This is a genomic window from Mesobacillus selenatarsenatis SF-1 (assembly GCF_000813125.1).
GTDB lineage: Bacteria > Bacillota > Bacilli > Bacillales > Cytobacillaceae > Mesobacillus > Mesobacillus selenatarsenatis.
Genome location: NZ_BASE01000016.1, coordinates 1 through 17,776 on the forward strand (window position 1 = coordinate 1; position 17,776 = coordinate 17,776).

Here is a 17,776-nt window from a genome sequence, read left to right on the forward strand (position 1 = left end):
TGATTCCTCTGTTTTTTTTGACAGCTTTGATGGTGCTGAGGACAAAGCTGTCATGATTACACAGTTATTTTGACAGCTTTGATGGTGCTGAGGACAAAGCTGTCATGATTACACAGTTATTTTGACAGGTTTGATGATGCTGAGGACAAAGCTGTCATGATTCCACGGTTATTATGACAGGTTTGATGATGCTGAGGACAAAGCTGTCATGATTCTTCTGTTTTTTTGACAGGTTTGATTGATGAAGTGGACAAAGTTGTCATGATTCCTTTGTTCTCCAATGTCAAGTCGATCTATCACATCCTAATCCGTTAGTTTGTGATTTCGCTCACTGTTTCACATGATGATTTTCACAGATTATTCACAATTACCCCTCGTACCATGTGACTTAAATCACTGTGTTGACGCGTTTTCACCATTAACATAGTAAATATATCAGGTATGAACAATTTGTGAACTGTCTGAAACCGTATTTACGATTCCAAATTGTTTTGTATTATGAGAATGTACTTATCATTTATAAACGAACATTTTATACGAAGGGAGTGGACCGGAATGGCTCAGCCTGGAATCGGGAAGAAAACACAAACAAAGGTGGAAGACCAATCTTCCTTGAAAGGAACACTTGCATCCGTTTTCTTGTTAGGATTCTTTTTAATCGTTACTTGGGTAGGCGTTTATTTCTTATTTGTTGATCGTTTTTAAGAGAGACCAAAAGGGGAGAAAGAAGCTATGCACATTCATAAATTTGAAAAAATCTGGCTGATATTCGGAATTACGACCTTGATCGTATTCCTAAGTGTAATTGGGGTCAGCGCTTTCTATTTAGGCAACCAGCCACCAAGCTGTCTTGCAACAATCAATCCTGAAAAGGTAGATACTACAGCACCTTTCGATAAGCCGGGACTGAAGAAGGTTGAAGGAAAAGAATGGGATTACGAACTTGTTTTTGTAGCATCCGCATTTGCCTACAACCCTGGACAGGTAGAAGTTCCAAAAGGAGCTAAAGTAAAAGTGATTGCGACTACGAAGGATGTAATTCACGGCTTTCAGGTTGCAGGAACAAATATTAACATGATGCTTGAGCCTGGCTACATCAGTGAGTATGTCACAACGTTTGATAAAGCCGGCGATTATCTGATTGTTTGTAATGAGTATTGTGGTGTCGGCCACCACATGATGTCGTCTAAAATCGAGGTGGTAGAATAATGAATACAGAATCAGTAAAGACAGTTGTTGACCGCCGAGACGGCAAATTGGCAATGGCCCACTTTTATGTCGCTTTCATCGCTCTTGCAATCGGTGGTCTTGCAGGGTTGCTCCAGACACTTGTCCGCTCTGGGAAATTCGAATTACCTTCATGGACAGGATACTACCAAATCCTGACCATCCATGGTGTCGTACTTGGACTCGTGCTTACAACATTTTTCATTATGGGATTCCAGCTCTCTCTTGTGAGCAAAACATCCGGAACATTAACTGATAAACAGCGAAAGACTGGCTGGATTGGTTTCTGGACGATGACGATCGGTACTGTAATGGCTGCTATCATGATCCTGACAAACCAGGCTTCTGTTCTTTATACATTCTACGCACCATTACAAGCCCACGCACTCTTTTACTTAGGACTTACACTTGTAATCGTCGGAAGCTGGATTGACGGTGCCGCAATCATCATGGCTTACTCTTCATGGAGAAAAGCTAATCCTGGAAAGCCTAGCCCGCTGCTGACTTTCATGTCACTTGTCAACACGCTTATGTGGATCGTAGCAACGATCGGTGTTGCTGCAACAGTACTATTCCAATTGCTTCCTTGGTCACTGGGCCTTGTAGAGCGTGTAGATGTTCTCGTTAGCCGTACATTGTTCTGGTATTTCGGCCACCCTCTTGTGTACTTCTGGCTATTACCTGCATATATGGCTTGGTACGCAATCGTACCAAAAATCATTGGCGGAAAGATTTTCTCTGATTCATTAGCAAGGATGTCGTTCATCCTGTTCTTGTTGTTCTCGATTCCAGTAGGTTTCCACCACCAGTTGATGGAACCAGGTATTGACCCAGCATGGAAGTTCCTTCAGGTTATTTTGACATTCCTTGTTGTTATCCCATCATTGATGACCGCATTCTCATTGTTTGCGACATTTGAAATGTTTGGACGTTCTAAAGGTTCTACCGGCTTATTTGGTTGGGTGAAAAAGCTTCCTTGGGGTGATGCCCGATTCGCAGTGCCATTCATCGGTATGCTTGCATTTATCCCTGCTGGTGCTGGCGGACTAGTCAACGCTTCCCACCAGTTGAACCAGGTAGTACACAATACAATCTGGGTTACAGGACATTTCCATTTGACTCTTGCAACTTCTGTCATCCTGACTTTCTTCGGGATTTCTTATTGGCTAGTCCCTCACCTTACTGGAAGGGTTCTTACAAAAGCCATGAATAAACTTGCGATTATCCAGGGGATTGTTTGGGCAATCGGAATGACATTCATGTCTGGCGCAATGCACGCAGCCGGCCTGCTTGGAGCTCCACGCCGTTCATCATTCTCTACCTATGGCGGTTCAGAGCAAGCTGCTGAATGGATTCCTTACCAGATTGCACAGGCAGTCGGAGGATCAATCCTGTTCCTTGGAATCATCCTGATGCTTTACATCTTCATTAACCTTGCATTCTTCGCACCTAAAGGTGAAGAAGAGTTCCCTGTTGGAGAAGTTGCTGATCAGGCTGAGAAGACTCCGATGGTATTTGAAAACTGGAAGCTATGGCTTGGCATCACTGTTCTTTTAATCCTGTTCGCATACACAATACCGTTCATCGATATGATCGAAAATGCACCTATTGGATCGAAGGGATATAAATTCTTCTAAAAGTTCTCTTTTTGAGTCTACAATGCAAAAAATGAACCAAAACAGGGTATGAAATTGTAAAAGATTTCACACCCTGTTTTTTATTTATAGGCTCTATTAAACTTGGCTGTTGATTTTCGTTCCATGCGCTTAGCTTTACGCGGGGAAGAATTATGTAAAAGACCAACTGCCGGCTTTTACAAAGATCAAATTCTTCCTGGCAGTCGTGGGAGCCTCCTCAGCTCTTTAAGCGCCTGCGGGGTTAATTGGTCCCTCACGTGGACCATTTCAACCTAGGTCTCCCCATGACTTGCTTATCCCGCAGGACATTGATTAGCTTCCTCGAATTTTCCCCACGCACGACGGAAATGCGATAGCATTTTCGGAGGAGTCTTCGCGCCTTCTACTACACTCATCAGGAGTTGAAAAATAACATTTTTCTATAACAGAGCTTATTTATTATCAGCTTTCACCCAAAAAACAGGATGCCTCGGCATCCTGTTTTTCATTTTTACAACTATTCAATTAAAAATCAGCATTTCCTGGTGTACGAGGGAATGGAATGACATCGCGGATGTTCTTCATTCCGGTTAGATACATGACAAGTCGTTCGAACCCGATTCCATAGCCAGAGTGCTTGGTGCTGCCGTACTTTCTAAGCTCTAGATACCACCAGTAATCTTCTTCCGACATACCAAGTTCTTTAATTCGATTTGCTAGGACTTCTTCTCTTTCCTCACGCTGGCTGCCGCCGATTAACTCGCCAATACCGGGAACCAAAAGGTCTGTCGCGGCAACTGTCTTGCCATCCTCATTCGCGCGCATATAAAATGCTTTAATTTCTTTCGGATAGTCGGTTACGAAGACAGGACGCTTGTAAATTTCCTCGCTAAGGTAACGTTCATGTTCCGTTTGCAAATCCGTACCCCATTCAACAGGGTATTCAAATTCCTTGCCTGAGTTCTTTAATACTTCAACAGCTTCGCTATAAGTAACCCTTCCGAAATCTGATTCTAATGCATTCTGCAATCTTTCAATAAGCGTTTTATCAATAAAGCTGTTAAAGAATGCCATTTCTTCTGGTGCATGCTCAAAAACGTAATCAATGACATACTTGACCATTTCTTCTCCAAGATCCATGATATCCGGTAATTCTGCAAAGGCAACTTCTGGCTCGACCATCCAGAATTCTGCGGCATGTCGTGCGGTATTTGAATTTTCCGCCCTAAATGTTGGACCAAAGGTATACACATTACGGAAAGCAAGAGCAAAGCTTTCTGCATTCAATTGACCGCTCACGGTTAAGTTGGTTTCTTTGCCGAAGAAATCTGCACTTTCATTCACTTTTCCGTCTTCATTTTTTGGAAGCTGGTTCAAGTCCATTGATGTTACACGGAACATCTCCCCGGCTCCTTCAGTATCGCTTCCGGTAATAATTGGTGTATGTACATAGACAAACCCTTTGTCTTGAAAGAATTTATGAAGGGCATATGACGCAAGAGATCTTACCCTGAAAACGGCTGAGAACGCGTTGGCTCTCGGACGTAAATGAGCGATAGTTCTCAAATATTCAAGTGTATGTCTCTTTTTTTGTATAGGATAATCTGTATCCGACAATCCCTCGACCACAATTTTTGTCGCTTTAATTTCAAAAGGCTGTTTCATGTCAGGAGTAGGTACAAATTCACCTTCTATTAAAACAGAAGAGCTGATAGGCAACTTTGTAATTTCTTTGAAGTTATCAAGGGTATCTTCAAAAACAACCTGTACACTCTTAAAGAATGTTCCATCGTTCAACTCCATAAAGCCAATGGTTTTAGAATCGCGAAGAGTACGGATCCATCCTGTAATTTGAACAGTTTTGTCTTTAAAATTTTCTTGATTCCTGTATAAATCTTTTACTACCGTCTTAATCATAATTAGCCTCCTCAGAGTATTTTTTGCAATAAAAAAAGCCTTCTATCCCCAAAATAGGGACGAAAGGCTGAACTTCCGCGGTACCACCCAAATTGTCATAAAATGACCAACTTTACTACTGCTATCCCAGTCTATAACGTGCTGGAAACGTCTAAGCCTACTCAAGTTATCTCTTTCGGTTAGAACTCAAAGGTGTTCTTCATTTATGCTGCATCGCCAGGCTTCCACCGTCCCCAGCTCGCTATCGAATATAGCAAAAACTACTTTCCTTTTCATCGATTTAAAAATATGTAGTTATCAAAAGGATTTTTACTGTAATAATTTATCACAAAACATAATCCTTTGTCTAGTTGCCTCTAATTTATATGCATTTTGTCTCAAGAGATTAAATCACACAGTGAAGGGCTTTTTTTGCTTCCTGATCGGAATTGAGATATTGATCGATACTACAGATATGATAATGAGTGCTGACCCAAGCAGCTGCATACCACCCAATCTGTCACCGTACACCATCATTCCTAGTATGGTGGCAACGACGGGCTCCAGTGTAGCAACTACTGCAGCTGTACTGCTTTCCGTTCTTTCAAGGCCCCAGGAGTATGCAAAGTAAGCGAGCACAGTTGGGAATATCCCCAAGCCTAATGCATAAAGCCATATATCGCCAGTGAAAATAACTGCTGCCTTGCTAACAATTCCAGTGGTCGGCAAAAGTGCCCCGCTTGCGACAATGAATGTATATAATGTGACAGTAAAAGGATGATAACTCCTCAAGGCAACTTTACCAAAAATACTGTACAGCGCATAACCAAATCCTGCTCCAAGACCAATCAGGAGGCTGATGACAGAAAATGAAGTCCCCCCCTGCCCTGTGATTCCTGCGGCAAGTGTACAGCCAATCACCGTCAAGATAATCGCCATAAGTTTTTTTCTATTAATCTTTTCCTTCAGGAAGAAAAAAGATAAGATCGCCACGAAAGCAGGAGAAGTATACAGCAGGGCGACAGCTATTGGAATATTCATTAGATTGATGGCCGTAAAGTACGACCAGTTGAAAAAGACAATACTGAATATTCCTGTGCCAATAAAAAGATACAAATCTTTCACTTTAATCCTTAAATGATTACGATAGTTTGCTAAACCCACCAGAATCAGAATGACGGCAGCTGTCACCACTCTAATTGCCACGATTTCCATTGCACTGAATCCGGCAGTAGTAAGGCCCTTTACAAAAAAAGCAATCAGACCCCACATCGCCGCCGCAAATGCAATCATTATATAAGGTAATTTCCTGGACAATAGGTTTCACCACACAAGAAAAGATGGCAGAAATATTGCCATCTTATTTTACTAAGGCTCTTAATTTTTAAAAAGATTTATCTTAGACTAATTGATATACCTTATTGTATTTTTCGTATAGGTAATCTACCAGGTATTGGGCGTTGAGTCCCTCACCTGTTACATCTGTCAAAATTTCAAGGGGCTTTTTCATTTTTCCATGCTTATGGACGTTCTCCGTCATCCATTCTTTAACAGGCTGAAGATTTCCCTGTTCTAGCAACTCCTCATAATTCGGTAAATCTTTCAGCATGGCATTCTTGAACTGAGCGGCATACATGTAGCCTAATGCATAAGAAGGGAAATAGCCAAAGCTGCCTCCTGCCCAATGGACATCCTGTAGGACTCCCTCTGCATCATTTTCAGGCCTGATTCCGAGATACTGCTCATATTTATCATTCCAGATCCGCGGAAGATCCTTAACTTCTATTTCATCGTTGAACAAGCCTTTTTCAATCTCATATCGCACCATTACATGCAAAGGATACGTTAGCTCATCGGCCTCAATTCGGATCAAGCTTGGTTTGGACTCATTGACTGCACGATAGAAATCCTCTACTTCCACTCCGGAAAACTGACCTTCTGAATACTCCTGCAGCAAGCTGTAGTTGTGCTTCCAGAAAGAGTAATTGCGCCCAACAAAGTTCTCATAGAAGAGCGACTGTGATTCATGGATTCCCATGGATGTGCCAGAACTCAAAGGAGTGCCGACTAGCTCTTCAGAAATGTTTTGTTCATAAAGAGCGTGTCCGCCTTCATGAATTGTACCGAAAACAGCTGTCCGGAAATCTGATTCATCATATTTTGTCGTAACCCTTACATCTCCAGGGTTAAGCCCCATCGCAAACGGATGGACCGTTTCATCAAGACGTCCAGCATCAAAGTCATAACCCATTTGTTTCAGGATTTCGAGGCTGAATCCACGCTGCTTGTCTTTAGGAAAGTTCTTGAACAAGAATCCTGTTTCAGGTTTAGTTTTTGAACTGGAAATCTGCTGAACGAGTGGAACAATTTTTTCACGAAGGTCGCCAAATACCTGATCGAGGACCTCGACAGTAACACCAGGCTCATACATATCTAGCAGTGTATTGTATTTATTTCCTTCATATCCCCAGTAACCAATGAATTTCTTTGTCGTATTAACTAGTTTTTCAAGATAAGGACTGAACATTTCAAAATCGGACTCAGCCTTCGCTGCTTCCCAAACTGTTTCTGCCTTTGATTGAAGAATCACATATTCTCGATATTCATCAGCAGGGATTTTCTTATTACGGTCATAATCCTTTCTGCACTCATCCAGTGTTTTACGGGTAATTTCAGATAAACTTTGTTCATTTGAAAGACGTGCTATGTATGATGCCATTTCTTCTGAAGTTGACATGTTAAACAGCTCGGAAGAAAGTACCCCAATCACTTCTGAACGCTGCTCTGCCCCTTTTTTCGGAGCTCCTGTCCTTAAATCCCAATAAATTAATGATAGCGCCTCACCATAGGCAGCCATTTTTTTGACATAATCCAAAAATTTCTTTTCTGTCTGCTTTACATCACTCATCATTTTCACCTCATTTTTCTCTTTCCTGTTTATCTTATCATACTTTTCTGAAATTTAGGTTTGCGAAAAATAAAAACAACAGGCGAACCTGTTGTTTCAGAATCAGAGGATGTTTTTTTTCGGTTACTTCGTTTTTCCGATTGCCACACGCCATGTTTTTGGGCCTTCTTCAAGGTACTCCCATGAAAATGCTTCCGGACGCTCCATCATGAATTGGTATTGAAGCGGTCTAGGGTCATGATCATTGACGATTTGCATGAATTCTCCCTTTTTCAGAGAATCAAAGTTTTGGAATATAGTAGAATGTTTTTCCCTTGGTGCATAATCAGGTACATTAATAATAACGTTGAAAGTCATTTCCCTCTCTCCTTTATTTACTGATTTTCTTTACATTTTCATTATATAAATACTATTATCCCCTTGTAGTGAGCGTGGTCACAGTTTGACTATGACTTCTTTCATCAACAGGATAAGTAATATTTGAGAATTCATCTTTCAAAAAAGAGGAACTTATGTGATTAGAGAGAACTCTAAAATGGGAGGGGTTTTTTTTGAAAGAGTTAGTAGGGAGCTGCGATCATTGTGGAAAAGAGATTTTTTGCATGGATGGTTTTTTGAATGGTGTACATAAAGATGGGAAAGTACTTTGTTTTGAGTGTGAAAAGAAGGGGAACACAAAGCATAATAAAAACCGCAAAGCGATGACGCTTTGCGGTTTTACTATTAATCTTCATCAACAGCCAAATCTTTTACTGGCAGCTGTTCTTCTTCTTTATGTGTCACTTTTCGGAGGTTAAAGAGAGCTTTTACGCTGAATACTGCCAATGCAGCTACACCAATCAAGAAGATTGTATCTGGGATCGCTCTCAGTGTCAGCAGCATTTCAACCGTTTCCTGCTGTAAGAACTGAGATGAACGTGATGCTGCATAACCATTGAAGTATGCCTCTTTTAACTGTAGGTATCCCACTGGCAGCAATGACAGGAATACCATGCCAGCCAAGCCTACGTTCAGCATGATGACAATGAATTTAACCCACCTGTCACTCCACTTTTCAGGTTTAACAATATTGCGCAATGAGTAAACCAATACTGCCCCTGCGAACATACCGTACACACCCATCATCGCTGCGTGGCCATGGGCCGGTGTCAGGAACTGACCGTGTTCAAGGAAACTCACTGCAGGAAGGTTGATCAGGAATCCGAGTACCCCTGCACCAACCAGGTTCCAGATTGCTACAGAAATCAAGAACCAGAAAGTACCTTTGTAAGGGAAATCGACTCCCCCATCTCTCATCATTTTGTACTGCTCATATGCTTCCAGAATCAGCAAGGTCAATGGGATGACTTCAAGCGCCGAGAAAACAGATCCTAGCGCAATCCAGGCTTCGGAAGAACCATTGTAATAATAATGATGGCCGATTCCAATGACCCCTGCTCCCATCAACAAGATCAACTGAAAGTATAATGCTTTAATTGTTGATTTTTTCGTGACAAGCTTCATTTGTACCATCAGGAAGCCTATGACAACAACGGCGAAAACTTCGAAAATACCTTCAACCCAAAGATGGATGATCCACCAGCGCCAATAGTCAGCGAAGGTAAAGTGTGTACCTGGATTGATCATGAAAGCAAAGAAGTAAAAAGCTGGTACAGCAATTGCTGAGTAGAACAATAAGTGAATCAAGCCGCCTTTGTCTGATTCCCTCTTCAAACCGCTCTTGATACCGCGGAATACGATGAACAGCCAAATCAGCATTCCGGTTGCAAGAATATACTGCCAAATGCGTCCCAGCTCCAGGTATTCCCAGCCCTGGTGGCCCAACAAGAACCAATTGTTACCCAGGTAGCCGTTTGCACCAAGCCATTGGCCATTCATGCTGCCGGCGACAAGAACAACCAATGCCCAGAAAAGAATGTCAACAAGTAAACCCTGACGTTTCGGTTCATGACCGCCGACTAGCGGAGCGATGAAAATTCCCATTCCAAGCCAGGCCGTTGCAATCCACAATATCGCGAGCTGCAGATGGAAACCTTTTGTAATGTTGAATGGCAGGATATCATGGACCCATTTCATTCCAAAGAAGCTATCGGGCTCGATATAATAATGCGCAAGAAGCGCTCCGAACATTGCCTGTACAAAGAACAGCACAGATACAACCGCGAAATATTTACCTGTCTTTATCTGTGAAGAAGTAAGCGGCAGCTTCCTCAAATCAATTATAGGGAAGTTCCCGGCTGTATAAGCTTCTTGCATTCCCAGGTGATATCGATAGAAGATAAACAGGATCAAGCCCACGAACAAGATCAATATTGTCACACTCGCCCCGCTCCACCAGATTGCCGAAAATGACATTGTGTTTCCTGCGTCCTCATAATATGGCCAGTTATTGGTATAAGTAATATCATCGTTTGGTCTCTCTGTACTTGAAAGCCAGGCAGTCCAGAAAAAGAAATCAGCAATTTGTTCAATCTGATCGCCTTTCGAAACCCAGGCGCGTTCACCGTCCGGCATATGCTTTTCCTGGATTAACCCTGGTTTTAGACCCCACTGGTCACCTTCAGTAAAAATAGTATGATAGAATTCCCTTACCTTATCGTGCCCATGTATTTGTGCATCTGTCAGCACCAGCTTATCAGTATCCGGCACATAACGATTTTCACGCATTTCCTTCATGACATTGTCACGGATGATCGTTTGTTCATCACCCGATAAATCTTTGAAATCTTTACTATATTTTTCTTGTGACCTGAAGTCATGCATTCCGTCAGTATAAATCTTCAGTGCCTCTGCTGTATAATCCGGCCCCATATAGGATCCATGCCCTAACACAGTTCCATAATCCATCAAACCATATTTCTGAAAGACAGCCTGCCCTCCCATGATGTTTTCTTTTGTTAAAATTACCTCTCCCTTTTCGCTTGTGACTTCAAGCGGTCTCGGAGCCATATCTTTAAAGATCCAGTAACCTCCTGTCAGGAGTACTGTAAAGCTAAGTAATAATGTAATGATGAGTACGGATTTCAACAGTGAGTTTCTATTTTTCTTAACCACTGCCTTCGTGGATGTTCCATGCTGGATTTCCATCTACCATACATCCCCTTCCCTGTTTGATTTACAACCTAAGCATAAAGGGAAGTGGAAGTTAAGTTTGTGAAGTTCCTCATTTGTTTGGTGTGATTTTTCACACAGCAACGATAATTAATTTCATAAAAACGTCAAAATATGATTCAGGTCACTTAATGCTCCCGGATAGCTTGATACAATTCATGGTAGATAATTAATCCATTTTATTGAGGAGCAGATTAATATGCACATATCACAAATCAGGCAGCAATTAAAAGAAGTTCCTATTTTCAAAGAATTATCAGCAGATGAGATGGATCCGATTGTTGAAATCGCCCAGCCAAGATTCTTTAAAAATAAAATGTATGCTTTCATGCAAGGAGATCCGCTTGACCGGGTTTTCTTCATCTATTCAGGAAAGGTTAAAATTTATAAAACAGATTCATCAGGCAGAGAACAAATTGTTTCAGTCCTTGAATCAGGTGAAATGTTCCCTCACGCCGGCTTCTTCAGAAAAGGCCAATATCCTGCACATGCGGAAATAATGGAAGACACACAGATGATCATCGTACCTATCTCAAAATTCGAGGAAATACTTGTTGCCTACCCCGAACTTTCTATTAAGTTATTCCGTGTCCTTGGCGAGAAAATCGTCGACCTGCAGGCTAGACTCGAGGAGCAGATTCTTCATAATACGTACGAACAGATCATCATGCTGCTGCTCCGCCTATGCAAGACAAATGGAGAAAAGAGCGAACAAGGATTTAAATTAACAACCCATTTTACCAATAAAGAATTCGCCAACATGATTGGTACCTCCAGAGAAACCGTCAGCAGAACCATCAACCATTTAAAAAAGAAAGATTACTTAAGCTTGGATTCTGACGGTTACTATTTAATCGACCATGAAAAATTGCATCAGGAGTTGTTTTAGCAGGAAAAAGAGTTTTTTCTACGGTTAAGTGATGCGCATCACTGAAGAAAAGAGTGAAAATGATTATCATTTAATCATACCAACTATAGTATCGAGGAGCTGAATGATATGGAACACAAGACGATTGAATTGGATGTGCGTGAGGATATCAATAACAAGCTGGAGCCTTTCCAAAAAATCATGGAATCTATTGGCGATCTGCAATTGAATGACAGCCTGATCCTCCATGCTCCTTTTAAGCCTGTACCGCTCTATGGCGTTTTAAAAGCAAAGGGATTTGAACACGAAGTCGAAAAAATCGAGGCAAAACATTATAAAATCACTTTTACCAAAAAGGGAGGGAAATAGGATGATACTGGACAATAGAGGTCTAGAACCGCCACAGCCGATGATGAGGACGCTGGCAAAGCTTGAAGAGCTTGAGGCAGGTCAGACGCTTATCATCATCAATGACCGCCGTCCGATGTTTCTCTTCGAACAGCTGGATGAACTTGGGTTTTTATATTTGACCGAACAGCAAGAAGATGGCAGCTATCGCGTGACTATTTCCCGAAAAGCGGGGTGATTCAAATGTTTCAGCAAAGCAGTGGAAACGAAACTAATATAAAGCTTCCTTTTTCATTTATCGGCTTCAGCATGCTGGCGTTAATCCTTTCACAGCTGCTGATCCTGCTGAACGGTGACCTTCTTGTTTCCGGCGTGTTCCGATTGCCGGCAATCTGGTCTGCTGCACATCTTTTCGTGCTAGGCTGGGCCCTGATGGTAGCTATGGGGGCGATGTACCAGCTGGTGCCTGTCGCATTCCTGACACCGATTTGGAACGAAAAATTCGGCTTTTGGCAGTTTGCGGTAACGACTGCAGGTATTGTATCTTTCGCAGCGGCGCTGTACCTTCGTCCACAGGATGCCTTGATTCCTGGGATCCTGACATTGCTCGGAATTTTGATGTTCATTTTTCAGATGTTCATGACGCTTAAAAGCCAGGCAAAACCAAATATCCTGACTTTGTTCGTCGGGACTGCACTTTTTTCTCTCCTGGCTACAATTACACTTGGTATCACACTGGTCCTTAGCATGAAGACAGGTTTTGCTTCAGAATATTATCAAGCCATTTTTAAAACCCATATCCTGCTAGGTACTGTCGGCTGGTTCTCATTCCTGATCTTTGGCTTTTCTTATAAAATGGTGCCGATGTTTTCGCTTTCGCATGGTTATTCGATGAAACCTGCACCATATGTATTTGGTGTTTATGTTGTTGGAATGATTATTCTGATCTCATCATTCTTAACGGGCAGCCACCTGTTCGAAGTTTTGGGAACTCTCATGCTATTTGCCGGGTTCATGATTTTCACCTGGCATGTCAAAATGATCATCAATAAGCGTGTGAAGAAGAAGCTTGACCGTCCATTCATGTTCGCCTTATTTGCGATTGGCTGCGGGACTTTAATCCACTTTGCCACTTTTGCTGGAAGTGCCGCAAATCTTCTTGCAAAAATGGCAGGGCCGATTATTTTATTATATTTAGTATCCTGGATTGCATTCAGTATCATTGGTTATCTATATAAGATCGTTCCTTTCCTGTGGTGGACTCATAAATACAGCAAGGAAATCGGTAAAAAGAAAGTTCCTGCGTTAAAAGACATGATGGATGAGAAGCTGGCACTGCCGCTTTTCATCATGTTCACTGCCGGGACGATACTTCTTTTATTGTCATTCATTGTCAAGCTTATGCCTGTCTTTTACATCGGCCAGGGATTGATTGTTATCGGGGCTGTCCTGTTCAGCTATATTATCGCCAAAGTGGTAACTATATAAGGAGGAGTTAGAAATGACTGAATTAAAGGAAAAAATCAGAGAAAATTTAAAAACTGTGATCGATCCAGAATTGAATATTAATGTTGTGGACCTGGGCTTGATTTATGAAGTCGACGTTCCAGAACCTCGCACAGCAAAAATTTTAATGACACTCACGACTCCAGGCTGCCCTCTTCATGACAGCATCGCCAGCGGCATTAAGTATTGCGTACTAGGCATGGAAGAAATTGACCATGCAGACGTACAATTGACGTGGGAGCCAGCCTGGACTCCAGACCGCATGACGGAGGATGGAAAAAGACTGCTTCAGGGGTTTTAATTTAGACGCCCACATGCATCAAAACTTGTTAGAGTAATATATGAAGTATTCATATACCAGGGCAAAAAAAAGAAACGCTTGGGATTCAAGCGTTTCTTTACATGTTTATTTAGCGTTTGAAAGGCCAAATGACAATGCCTGACGAAAGTTGTTTTCTGCTTCCTGCAATTCTGCCAGTTGGAGTTCATCAGTCTGGAATTCATTACGCAAAGCCTCGGTACTAGTTGAAAGAGCTTTTGAGATCCGTTGGAAGTCGATAAAAGAATAATTCATTGCCATCCCTCCATTCCATAAAAAATGCAAGTATAAATGTATTTTATTCCCCTGCATCCTTATTTATTCCACGAAAATAATTGGTCGTTGTATTTAAACATGTGCCTAAAAACAAACAAAAGCCTCCTGTTCAGTGAACTGCACCCCTGATGTTAGACACATAGTCTAACATCTGGAGGTGCAGTTTTTATTATGGCTAGGTTTACTGCGGAAGAGAAGATACAAGCTGTAAAAAGGTATATAGATGGGACAGAGGGATATAAAACGATTGCGAAGGCAATCGGAGTTTCCCACGGGGTTTTCTTCAATTGGATCCAACAGTATCAACACCATGGAGAACAAGCTTTTGAAAAACGCTATACAACTTATACTGTGGAAGATAAACTGGAAGTACTTCAATATATGATCGAAAATGGGACGTCTGTTAGGGAAACAGTTGCGATTTTCAATATTCCAGCTCCTTCTACACTTACAATGTGGCATAAACAGTTTCGACTTGAAGGAATAGACGCCCTGAAACCAAAGAAAAAGGGACGTCCATCCATGAAGAAAGATAATAAGAAGAATATCCATAAACAACCTGAGGAAGGTTCTGTTGAATCACTTCAAGCTGAAGTGGAACGCCTTCGAATGGAAAACGCCTATTTAAAAAAGTTGAATGCCTTAGTTCAAAACAAGGAAAAATCACCAAACAAGACAAAACGCAAGTAGTCTATGAGCTAAGGCACGAATTTCCGGTGAAGTCACTATTGAAGCTGGCAGGAATTCCGCGCAGCACTTACTATTATTGGGTTCAACAATTGGATAAGCCTGATAAAGACGCTGAATTAAAAACGCTTATTCAAGAGATCTATGATGAGCATAAGGGCCGATATGGATACCGTCGTATAAGAGATGAATTGCGCAATCGCGGCCATATAGTAAACCATAAAAAAGTACAAAGAATCATGAAGGACCTGGGCTTGAAATGCATGGTCAGGATGAAGAAATATCGTTCCTATAAAGGGGAAGAAGGCAAGGTTGCCCCAAATATTTTAAACAGAGATTTCAAAGCAGAGCAACCTAATCAGAAGTGGGTAACGGATATAACCGAGTTCAAATTATTCGGGGAGAAGCTATACCTATCGCCGATGCTTGATTTATTTAATGGAGAGATTATCGCTTATACTCTTGGTTCACGACCGACGTATTCCCTAGTCTCAGATATGTTAGATCAATCATTCATAAGGTTAACGGAAGGCGATGAGTTGATGATCCATTCAGATCAGGGCTGGCACTACCGAATGGAGAAGTACCAACTTAAACTAAAGAAAAATAACATCACACAAAGTATGTCCCGTAAGGGCAACTGTTACGATAATGCGGTAATTGAGAACTTCTTTGGCATCTTGAAATCAGAATTTCTGTATTACACCGAATTTGATAGTATCGAGCATTTTAAGCAAGAGCTTAAGGAGTATATAGATTACTATAACCACAAAAGAATAAAGGCAAAATTAAAAGGCATGAGTCCAGTACAATATCGGACTCATGCCCTCCAAGTTGCCTAAGAAATAACCTGTCTAACATTATGGGGTCACTTCACAGCAGGAGGCTTTGTCTTTATATCTCAACTCTTGGAGGGCGTTTGCCCCAATATTGGTAGTAGTCTGTTCTGATGAATCCATTAAACAGCTTCCGTTTCTTTGTTGCCGGTTTTCCGTATACTTGTTCAAAGTCCTCATTGGATGTCAGGATATAGATAGACCATGTGTCAAGTGGAGCAAAGGCTTTGCCCATTTGGCTGTACATTTCTTCAACAGCTTTCTTCTCACCCAATCGCTCACCGTATGGTGGGTTGCCAACAATGACGCCATACTCTTTTTTAGTCGTAAAGTCCTGCACACGCATTTGTTTAAAGGAAATCAAATCGCCAAGCCCTGCTTCAAAGGCATTCTCTTCTGCGATTTTCACCATACGGTGGTCGATATCCATGCCGCTTATATCTAACGGCTGGTCATAATTTGCAAGGTCCTCTGCTTCCATCCTTACCTCGTCCCAAATAGAATCAGGAAAAATTGGCCATGCTTCTGAAACAAATTCTCTGTTAAACCCTGGTGCGATATTTTGACCGATTAACGCAGCTTCGATTGGAATTGTTCCAGAACCGCAAAACGGATCAACGAATGGTTTGTCTGGATGCCAATTTGTCAGCTTGACCAGGGCTGCTGCAAGTGTCTCCTTCAAAGGAGCCTCCCCCTGGCCAGATCTATATCCCCGCTTATGAAGACCACTGCCGCTGGTGTCGATTGTCAAAGTCACGACATCCTTTAACAAGGCAACCTCTATTTTGAACAATGGCCCGTTCTCTTCAAACCATGTAGTATTTTTATAAGACTTTCTCATACGTTCAACAATAGATTTCTTGACGATCGCCTGGCAGTCAGAAACACTGAAAAGCTTGGATTTTACAGACTTACCCGAAACAGGAAATTCAGCATTTTCCGGTAAAAATTCTTCCCATGGAAGGGCCTTCGTCTTTTCAAATAATTCGTCAAATGTATAGGCTTTGAATTCGCCAATCTTGATTTTGATTCTGTCTGCAGTACGCAGCCACATATTACTTCTAGCTATTGCCCTGGCATCACCTTTGTAAATTATCTTCCCGTTTTCTACTTGACAATCGTATCCAAGGTCACGGACTTCTTTTGCGACGATTGCTTCAAGACCCATCGCAGAGGTCGCAATTATATCAAAATTCTTCATCGTTTCACCCTTTATAATCAATATCTTATGTATCCCTTAATTAAGTTGCCCAATAGACTTAATATACATAAAAAAAGCTCTCCTGGCAAAAGGAGAGCTTTAGTAAACACTCAAACAAATCCATTAATAACGTTCTGTAAGCCATGTTTTGTACCTTTGTACTGCAAACGACCATAGGTCTCGTACTCCGGTGGTAATCATCTATCTACAGATGAGAACTCATCTGTCCTTCCCTTCGTTCAGTTCCTCCAGGAAAGTGCCCCTACCATCGTTTGGGTTTCTCGCTCGTGGGGTTTACCTCGTTCCACCCTTTCGATTTCTCGAAAGGCTCCGTCACTGTGGCACTTTTATAGGTATTCATGCCATATCGTTGCCGACTTAGGCATTTTCCCGGCCGTCAGCCGAGCGTGAGCCCGACTGCCCTGGCTTATGAATTGGCCAGGCACGAACACTACAGGCATCTCAGCCTGTGCGAGCATGGACTTTCCTCTGCAGCAGAGCTGCAGCGATTACCCGAACGTTATTAACAGCTACAAGAAACATTATATGAAATATAGGTTTGAAAAGCAATGGTAATACATTTCAAAAACTAGCAGATACTGGATTAATCGTAAAGTTTATCGCCGAAAACATGCTTTTCTAGATTCGAAAGCCTCTTAAGGATATCGAAATTCGTTGTACCAGCTGCCTGTGTGCTTGGCCGGCGCGAAGCTTCATCAAGCTGCTTTTTAAGACGAAGATTGTCCTGTTGCAGCTCTTCAATCTCCAACTGCATCACTTCATAATCCTTAATGATCATATCAAGAAATTTATCAACATCTTCTGGTTTGTAACCACGCATCGCTGTTTTGAATTCTTTTTCCAGAATATCTTTTGCAGTTAACTGTATTTTATCGGATAGCATTCCATTCACCTCATATACCCCAATCGTCACATTTATTTTTTCAAAAACAAAGCGATTTGTCAATTTTTCTTTT

Annotated in this window: 17 protein-coding genes, 1 other RNA gene and 1 other annotated feature; of the genes, 9 read left to right on the forward strand and 9 right to left on the reverse strand. The window is 41.7% G+C overall.

Annotated features, from left to right (window positions below; genetic code table 11):
* The first annotated feature begins 555 nt into the window (after nt 1-555).
* From TY49_RS03435 to TY49_RS03445, 3 genes are read left to right on the forward strand one after another with little or no spacing between them, the layout of a single operon-like run.
* Nucleotides 556-705, forward strand: coding sequence for a hypothetical protein (locus TY49_RS03435; protein ID WP_041964509.1), 150 nt, complete (start codon nt 556-558; stop codon nt 703-705).
* A 27-nt stretch (nt 706-732) separates the two neighbouring features.
* Complete coding sequence (locus tag TY49_RS03440; RefSeq protein ID WP_041964510.1) at nt 733-1,209, forward strand: cytochrome c oxidase subunit II; 477 nt, start codon at nt 733-735, stop codon at nt 1,207-1,209.
* Nucleotides 1,209-2,864 (forward strand): b(o/a)3-type cytochrome-c oxidase subunit 1, encoded by a 1,656-nt coding sequence (locus tag TY49_RS03445; RefSeq protein WP_041964511.1) that lies wholly within the window; start codon nt 1,209-1,211, stop codon nt 2,862-2,864. The genes TY49_RS03440 and TY49_RS03445 overlap by 1 nt, the downstream gene beginning before the upstream one ends.
* 504 nt (nt 2,865-3,368) lie before the next feature.
* On the opposite strand, the gene asnS is transcribed toward TY49_RS03445, so the two are convergent.
* The 5 genes from asnS to TY49_RS03470 all read right to left on the reverse strand — a co-directional run bounded on the left by asnS (nt 3,369) and on the right by TY49_RS03470 (nt 10,734).
* Nucleotides 3,369-4,760 (reverse strand): asparagine--tRNA ligase, encoded by a 1,392-nt coding sequence (gene asnS, locus TY49_RS03450; RefSeq protein ID WP_041964512.1) that lies wholly within the window; start codon nt 4,758-4,760, stop codon nt 3,369-3,371.
* A 52-nt stretch (nt 4,761-4,812) separates the two neighbouring features.
* Nucleotides 4,813-5,045, reverse strand: a binding site (T-box leader).
* Between the two features lie 105 nt (nt 5,046-5,150).
* Entirely contained in the window at nt 5,151-6,056 is a 906-nt protein-coding gene (locus tag TY49_RS03455; RefSeq protein WP_041964513.1) for a DMT family transporter, read from the reverse strand.
* A gap of 82 nt (nt 6,057-6,138) precedes the next feature.
* A complete protein-coding gene (locus TY49_RS03460) occupies nt 6,139-7,650 on the reverse strand; it encodes a carboxypeptidase M32 (RefSeq protein WP_041964547.1) in 1,512 nt (503 codons plus the stop codon).
* A 120-nt stretch (nt 7,651-7,770) separates the two neighbouring features.
* Nucleotides 7,771-8,004: a DUF2249 domain-containing protein gene (locus TY49_RS03465; protein WP_041964514.1), complete on the reverse strand. Its 234-nt coding sequence runs from the start codon at nt 8,002-8,004 to the stop codon at nt 7,771-7,773.
* A 366-nt stretch (nt 8,005-8,370) separates the two neighbouring features.
* On the reverse strand, nt 8,371-10,734 hold the full coding sequence (locus TY49_RS03470; RefSeq protein ID WP_041964515.1) for a nitric-oxide reductase large subunit: 2,364 nt from the start codon (nt 10,732-10,734) through the stop codon (nt 8,371-8,373).
* A 223-nt stretch (nt 10,735-10,957) separates the two neighbouring features.
* On the opposite strand from TY49_RS03470, the gene TY49_RS03475 reads away from it, so the two are divergent.
* The 5 genes from TY49_RS03475 (at nt 10,958) to TY49_RS03495 (ending at nt 13,781) form a co-directional block, all read left to right on the forward strand.
* On the forward strand, nt 10,958-11,647 hold the full coding sequence (locus TY49_RS03475; protein ID WP_041964516.1) for a Crp/Fnr family transcriptional regulator: 690 nt from the start codon (nt 10,958-10,960) through the stop codon (nt 11,645-11,647).
* 108 nt (nt 11,648-11,755) lie between these two features.
* Nucleotides 11,756-11,995 carry a DUF2249 domain-containing protein gene (locus TY49_RS03480; RefSeq protein ID WP_041964517.1) on the forward strand — a complete coding sequence of 80 codons (240 nt, stop codon included), beginning with the start codon at nt 11,756-11,758 and terminating at the stop codon, nt 11,993-11,995.
* Between the two features lies 1 nt (nt 11,996).
* A complete protein-coding gene (locus TY49_RS03485) occupies nt 11,997-12,212 on the forward strand; it encodes a DUF2249 domain-containing protein (RefSeq protein ID WP_041964518.1) in 216 nt (71 codons plus the stop codon).
* A gap of 5 nt (nt 12,213-12,217) precedes the next feature.
* Complete coding sequence (locus TY49_RS03490; RefSeq protein ID WP_041964519.1) at nt 12,218-13,462, forward strand: membrane protein; 1,245 nt, start codon at nt 12,218-12,220, stop codon at nt 13,460-13,462.
* Nucleotides 13,463-13,475: 13 nt separating this feature from the next.
* Nucleotides 13,476-13,781, forward strand: coding sequence for a metal-sulfur cluster assembly factor (locus TY49_RS03495; RefSeq protein WP_041964520.1), 306 nt, complete (start codon nt 13,476-13,478; stop codon nt 13,779-13,781).
* Between the two features lie 105 nt (nt 13,782-13,886).
* On the opposite strand, the gene TY49_RS24515 is transcribed toward TY49_RS03495, so the two are convergent.
* Nucleotides 13,887-14,054: a hypothetical protein gene (locus tag TY49_RS24515; protein ID WP_156972597.1), complete on the reverse strand. Its 168-nt coding sequence runs from the start codon at nt 14,052-14,054 to the stop codon at nt 13,887-13,889.
* A gap of 192 nt (nt 14,055-14,246) precedes the next feature.
* Here TY49_RS24515 and TY49_RS24100 point away from each other — a divergent pair.
* Nucleotides 14,247-15,604 (forward strand): IS3 family transposase gene (locus TY49_RS24100; RefSeq protein ID WP_156972598.1). Its coding sequence is split into 2 segments (ribosomal slippage): nt 14,247-14,700 and nt 14,700-15,604, totalling 1,359 coding nucleotides; the frame shifts between segments, so codons are not numbered across the junction.
* A 52-nt stretch (nt 15,605-15,656) separates the two neighbouring features.
* Here the strand turns inward: TY49_RS24100 and TY49_RS03510 are convergent.
* The 3 genes from TY49_RS03510 to gpsB all read right to left on the reverse strand — a co-directional run bounded on the left by TY49_RS03510 (nt 15,657) and on the right by gpsB (nt 17,703).
* Nucleotides 15,657-16,799 carry a THUMP domain-containing class I SAM-dependent RNA methyltransferase gene (locus TY49_RS03510; RefSeq protein ID WP_041964523.1) on the reverse strand — a complete coding sequence of 381 codons (1,143 nt, stop codon included), beginning with the start codon at nt 16,797-16,799 and terminating at the stop codon, nt 15,657-15,659.
* Nucleotides 16,800-16,931: 132 nt separating this feature from the next.
* Nucleotides 16,932-17,320: RNase P RNA component class B (rnpB, locus tag TY49_RS24105), an RNA gene on the reverse strand.
* Nucleotides 17,321-17,403: 83 nt separating this feature from the next.
* On the reverse strand, nt 17,404-17,703 hold the full coding sequence (gene gpsB / locus TY49_RS03515; protein ID WP_041964548.1) for a cell division regulator GpsB: 300 nt from the start codon (nt 17,701-17,703) through the stop codon (nt 17,404-17,406).
* Nucleotides 17,704-17,776 lie beyond the last annotated feature (73 nt).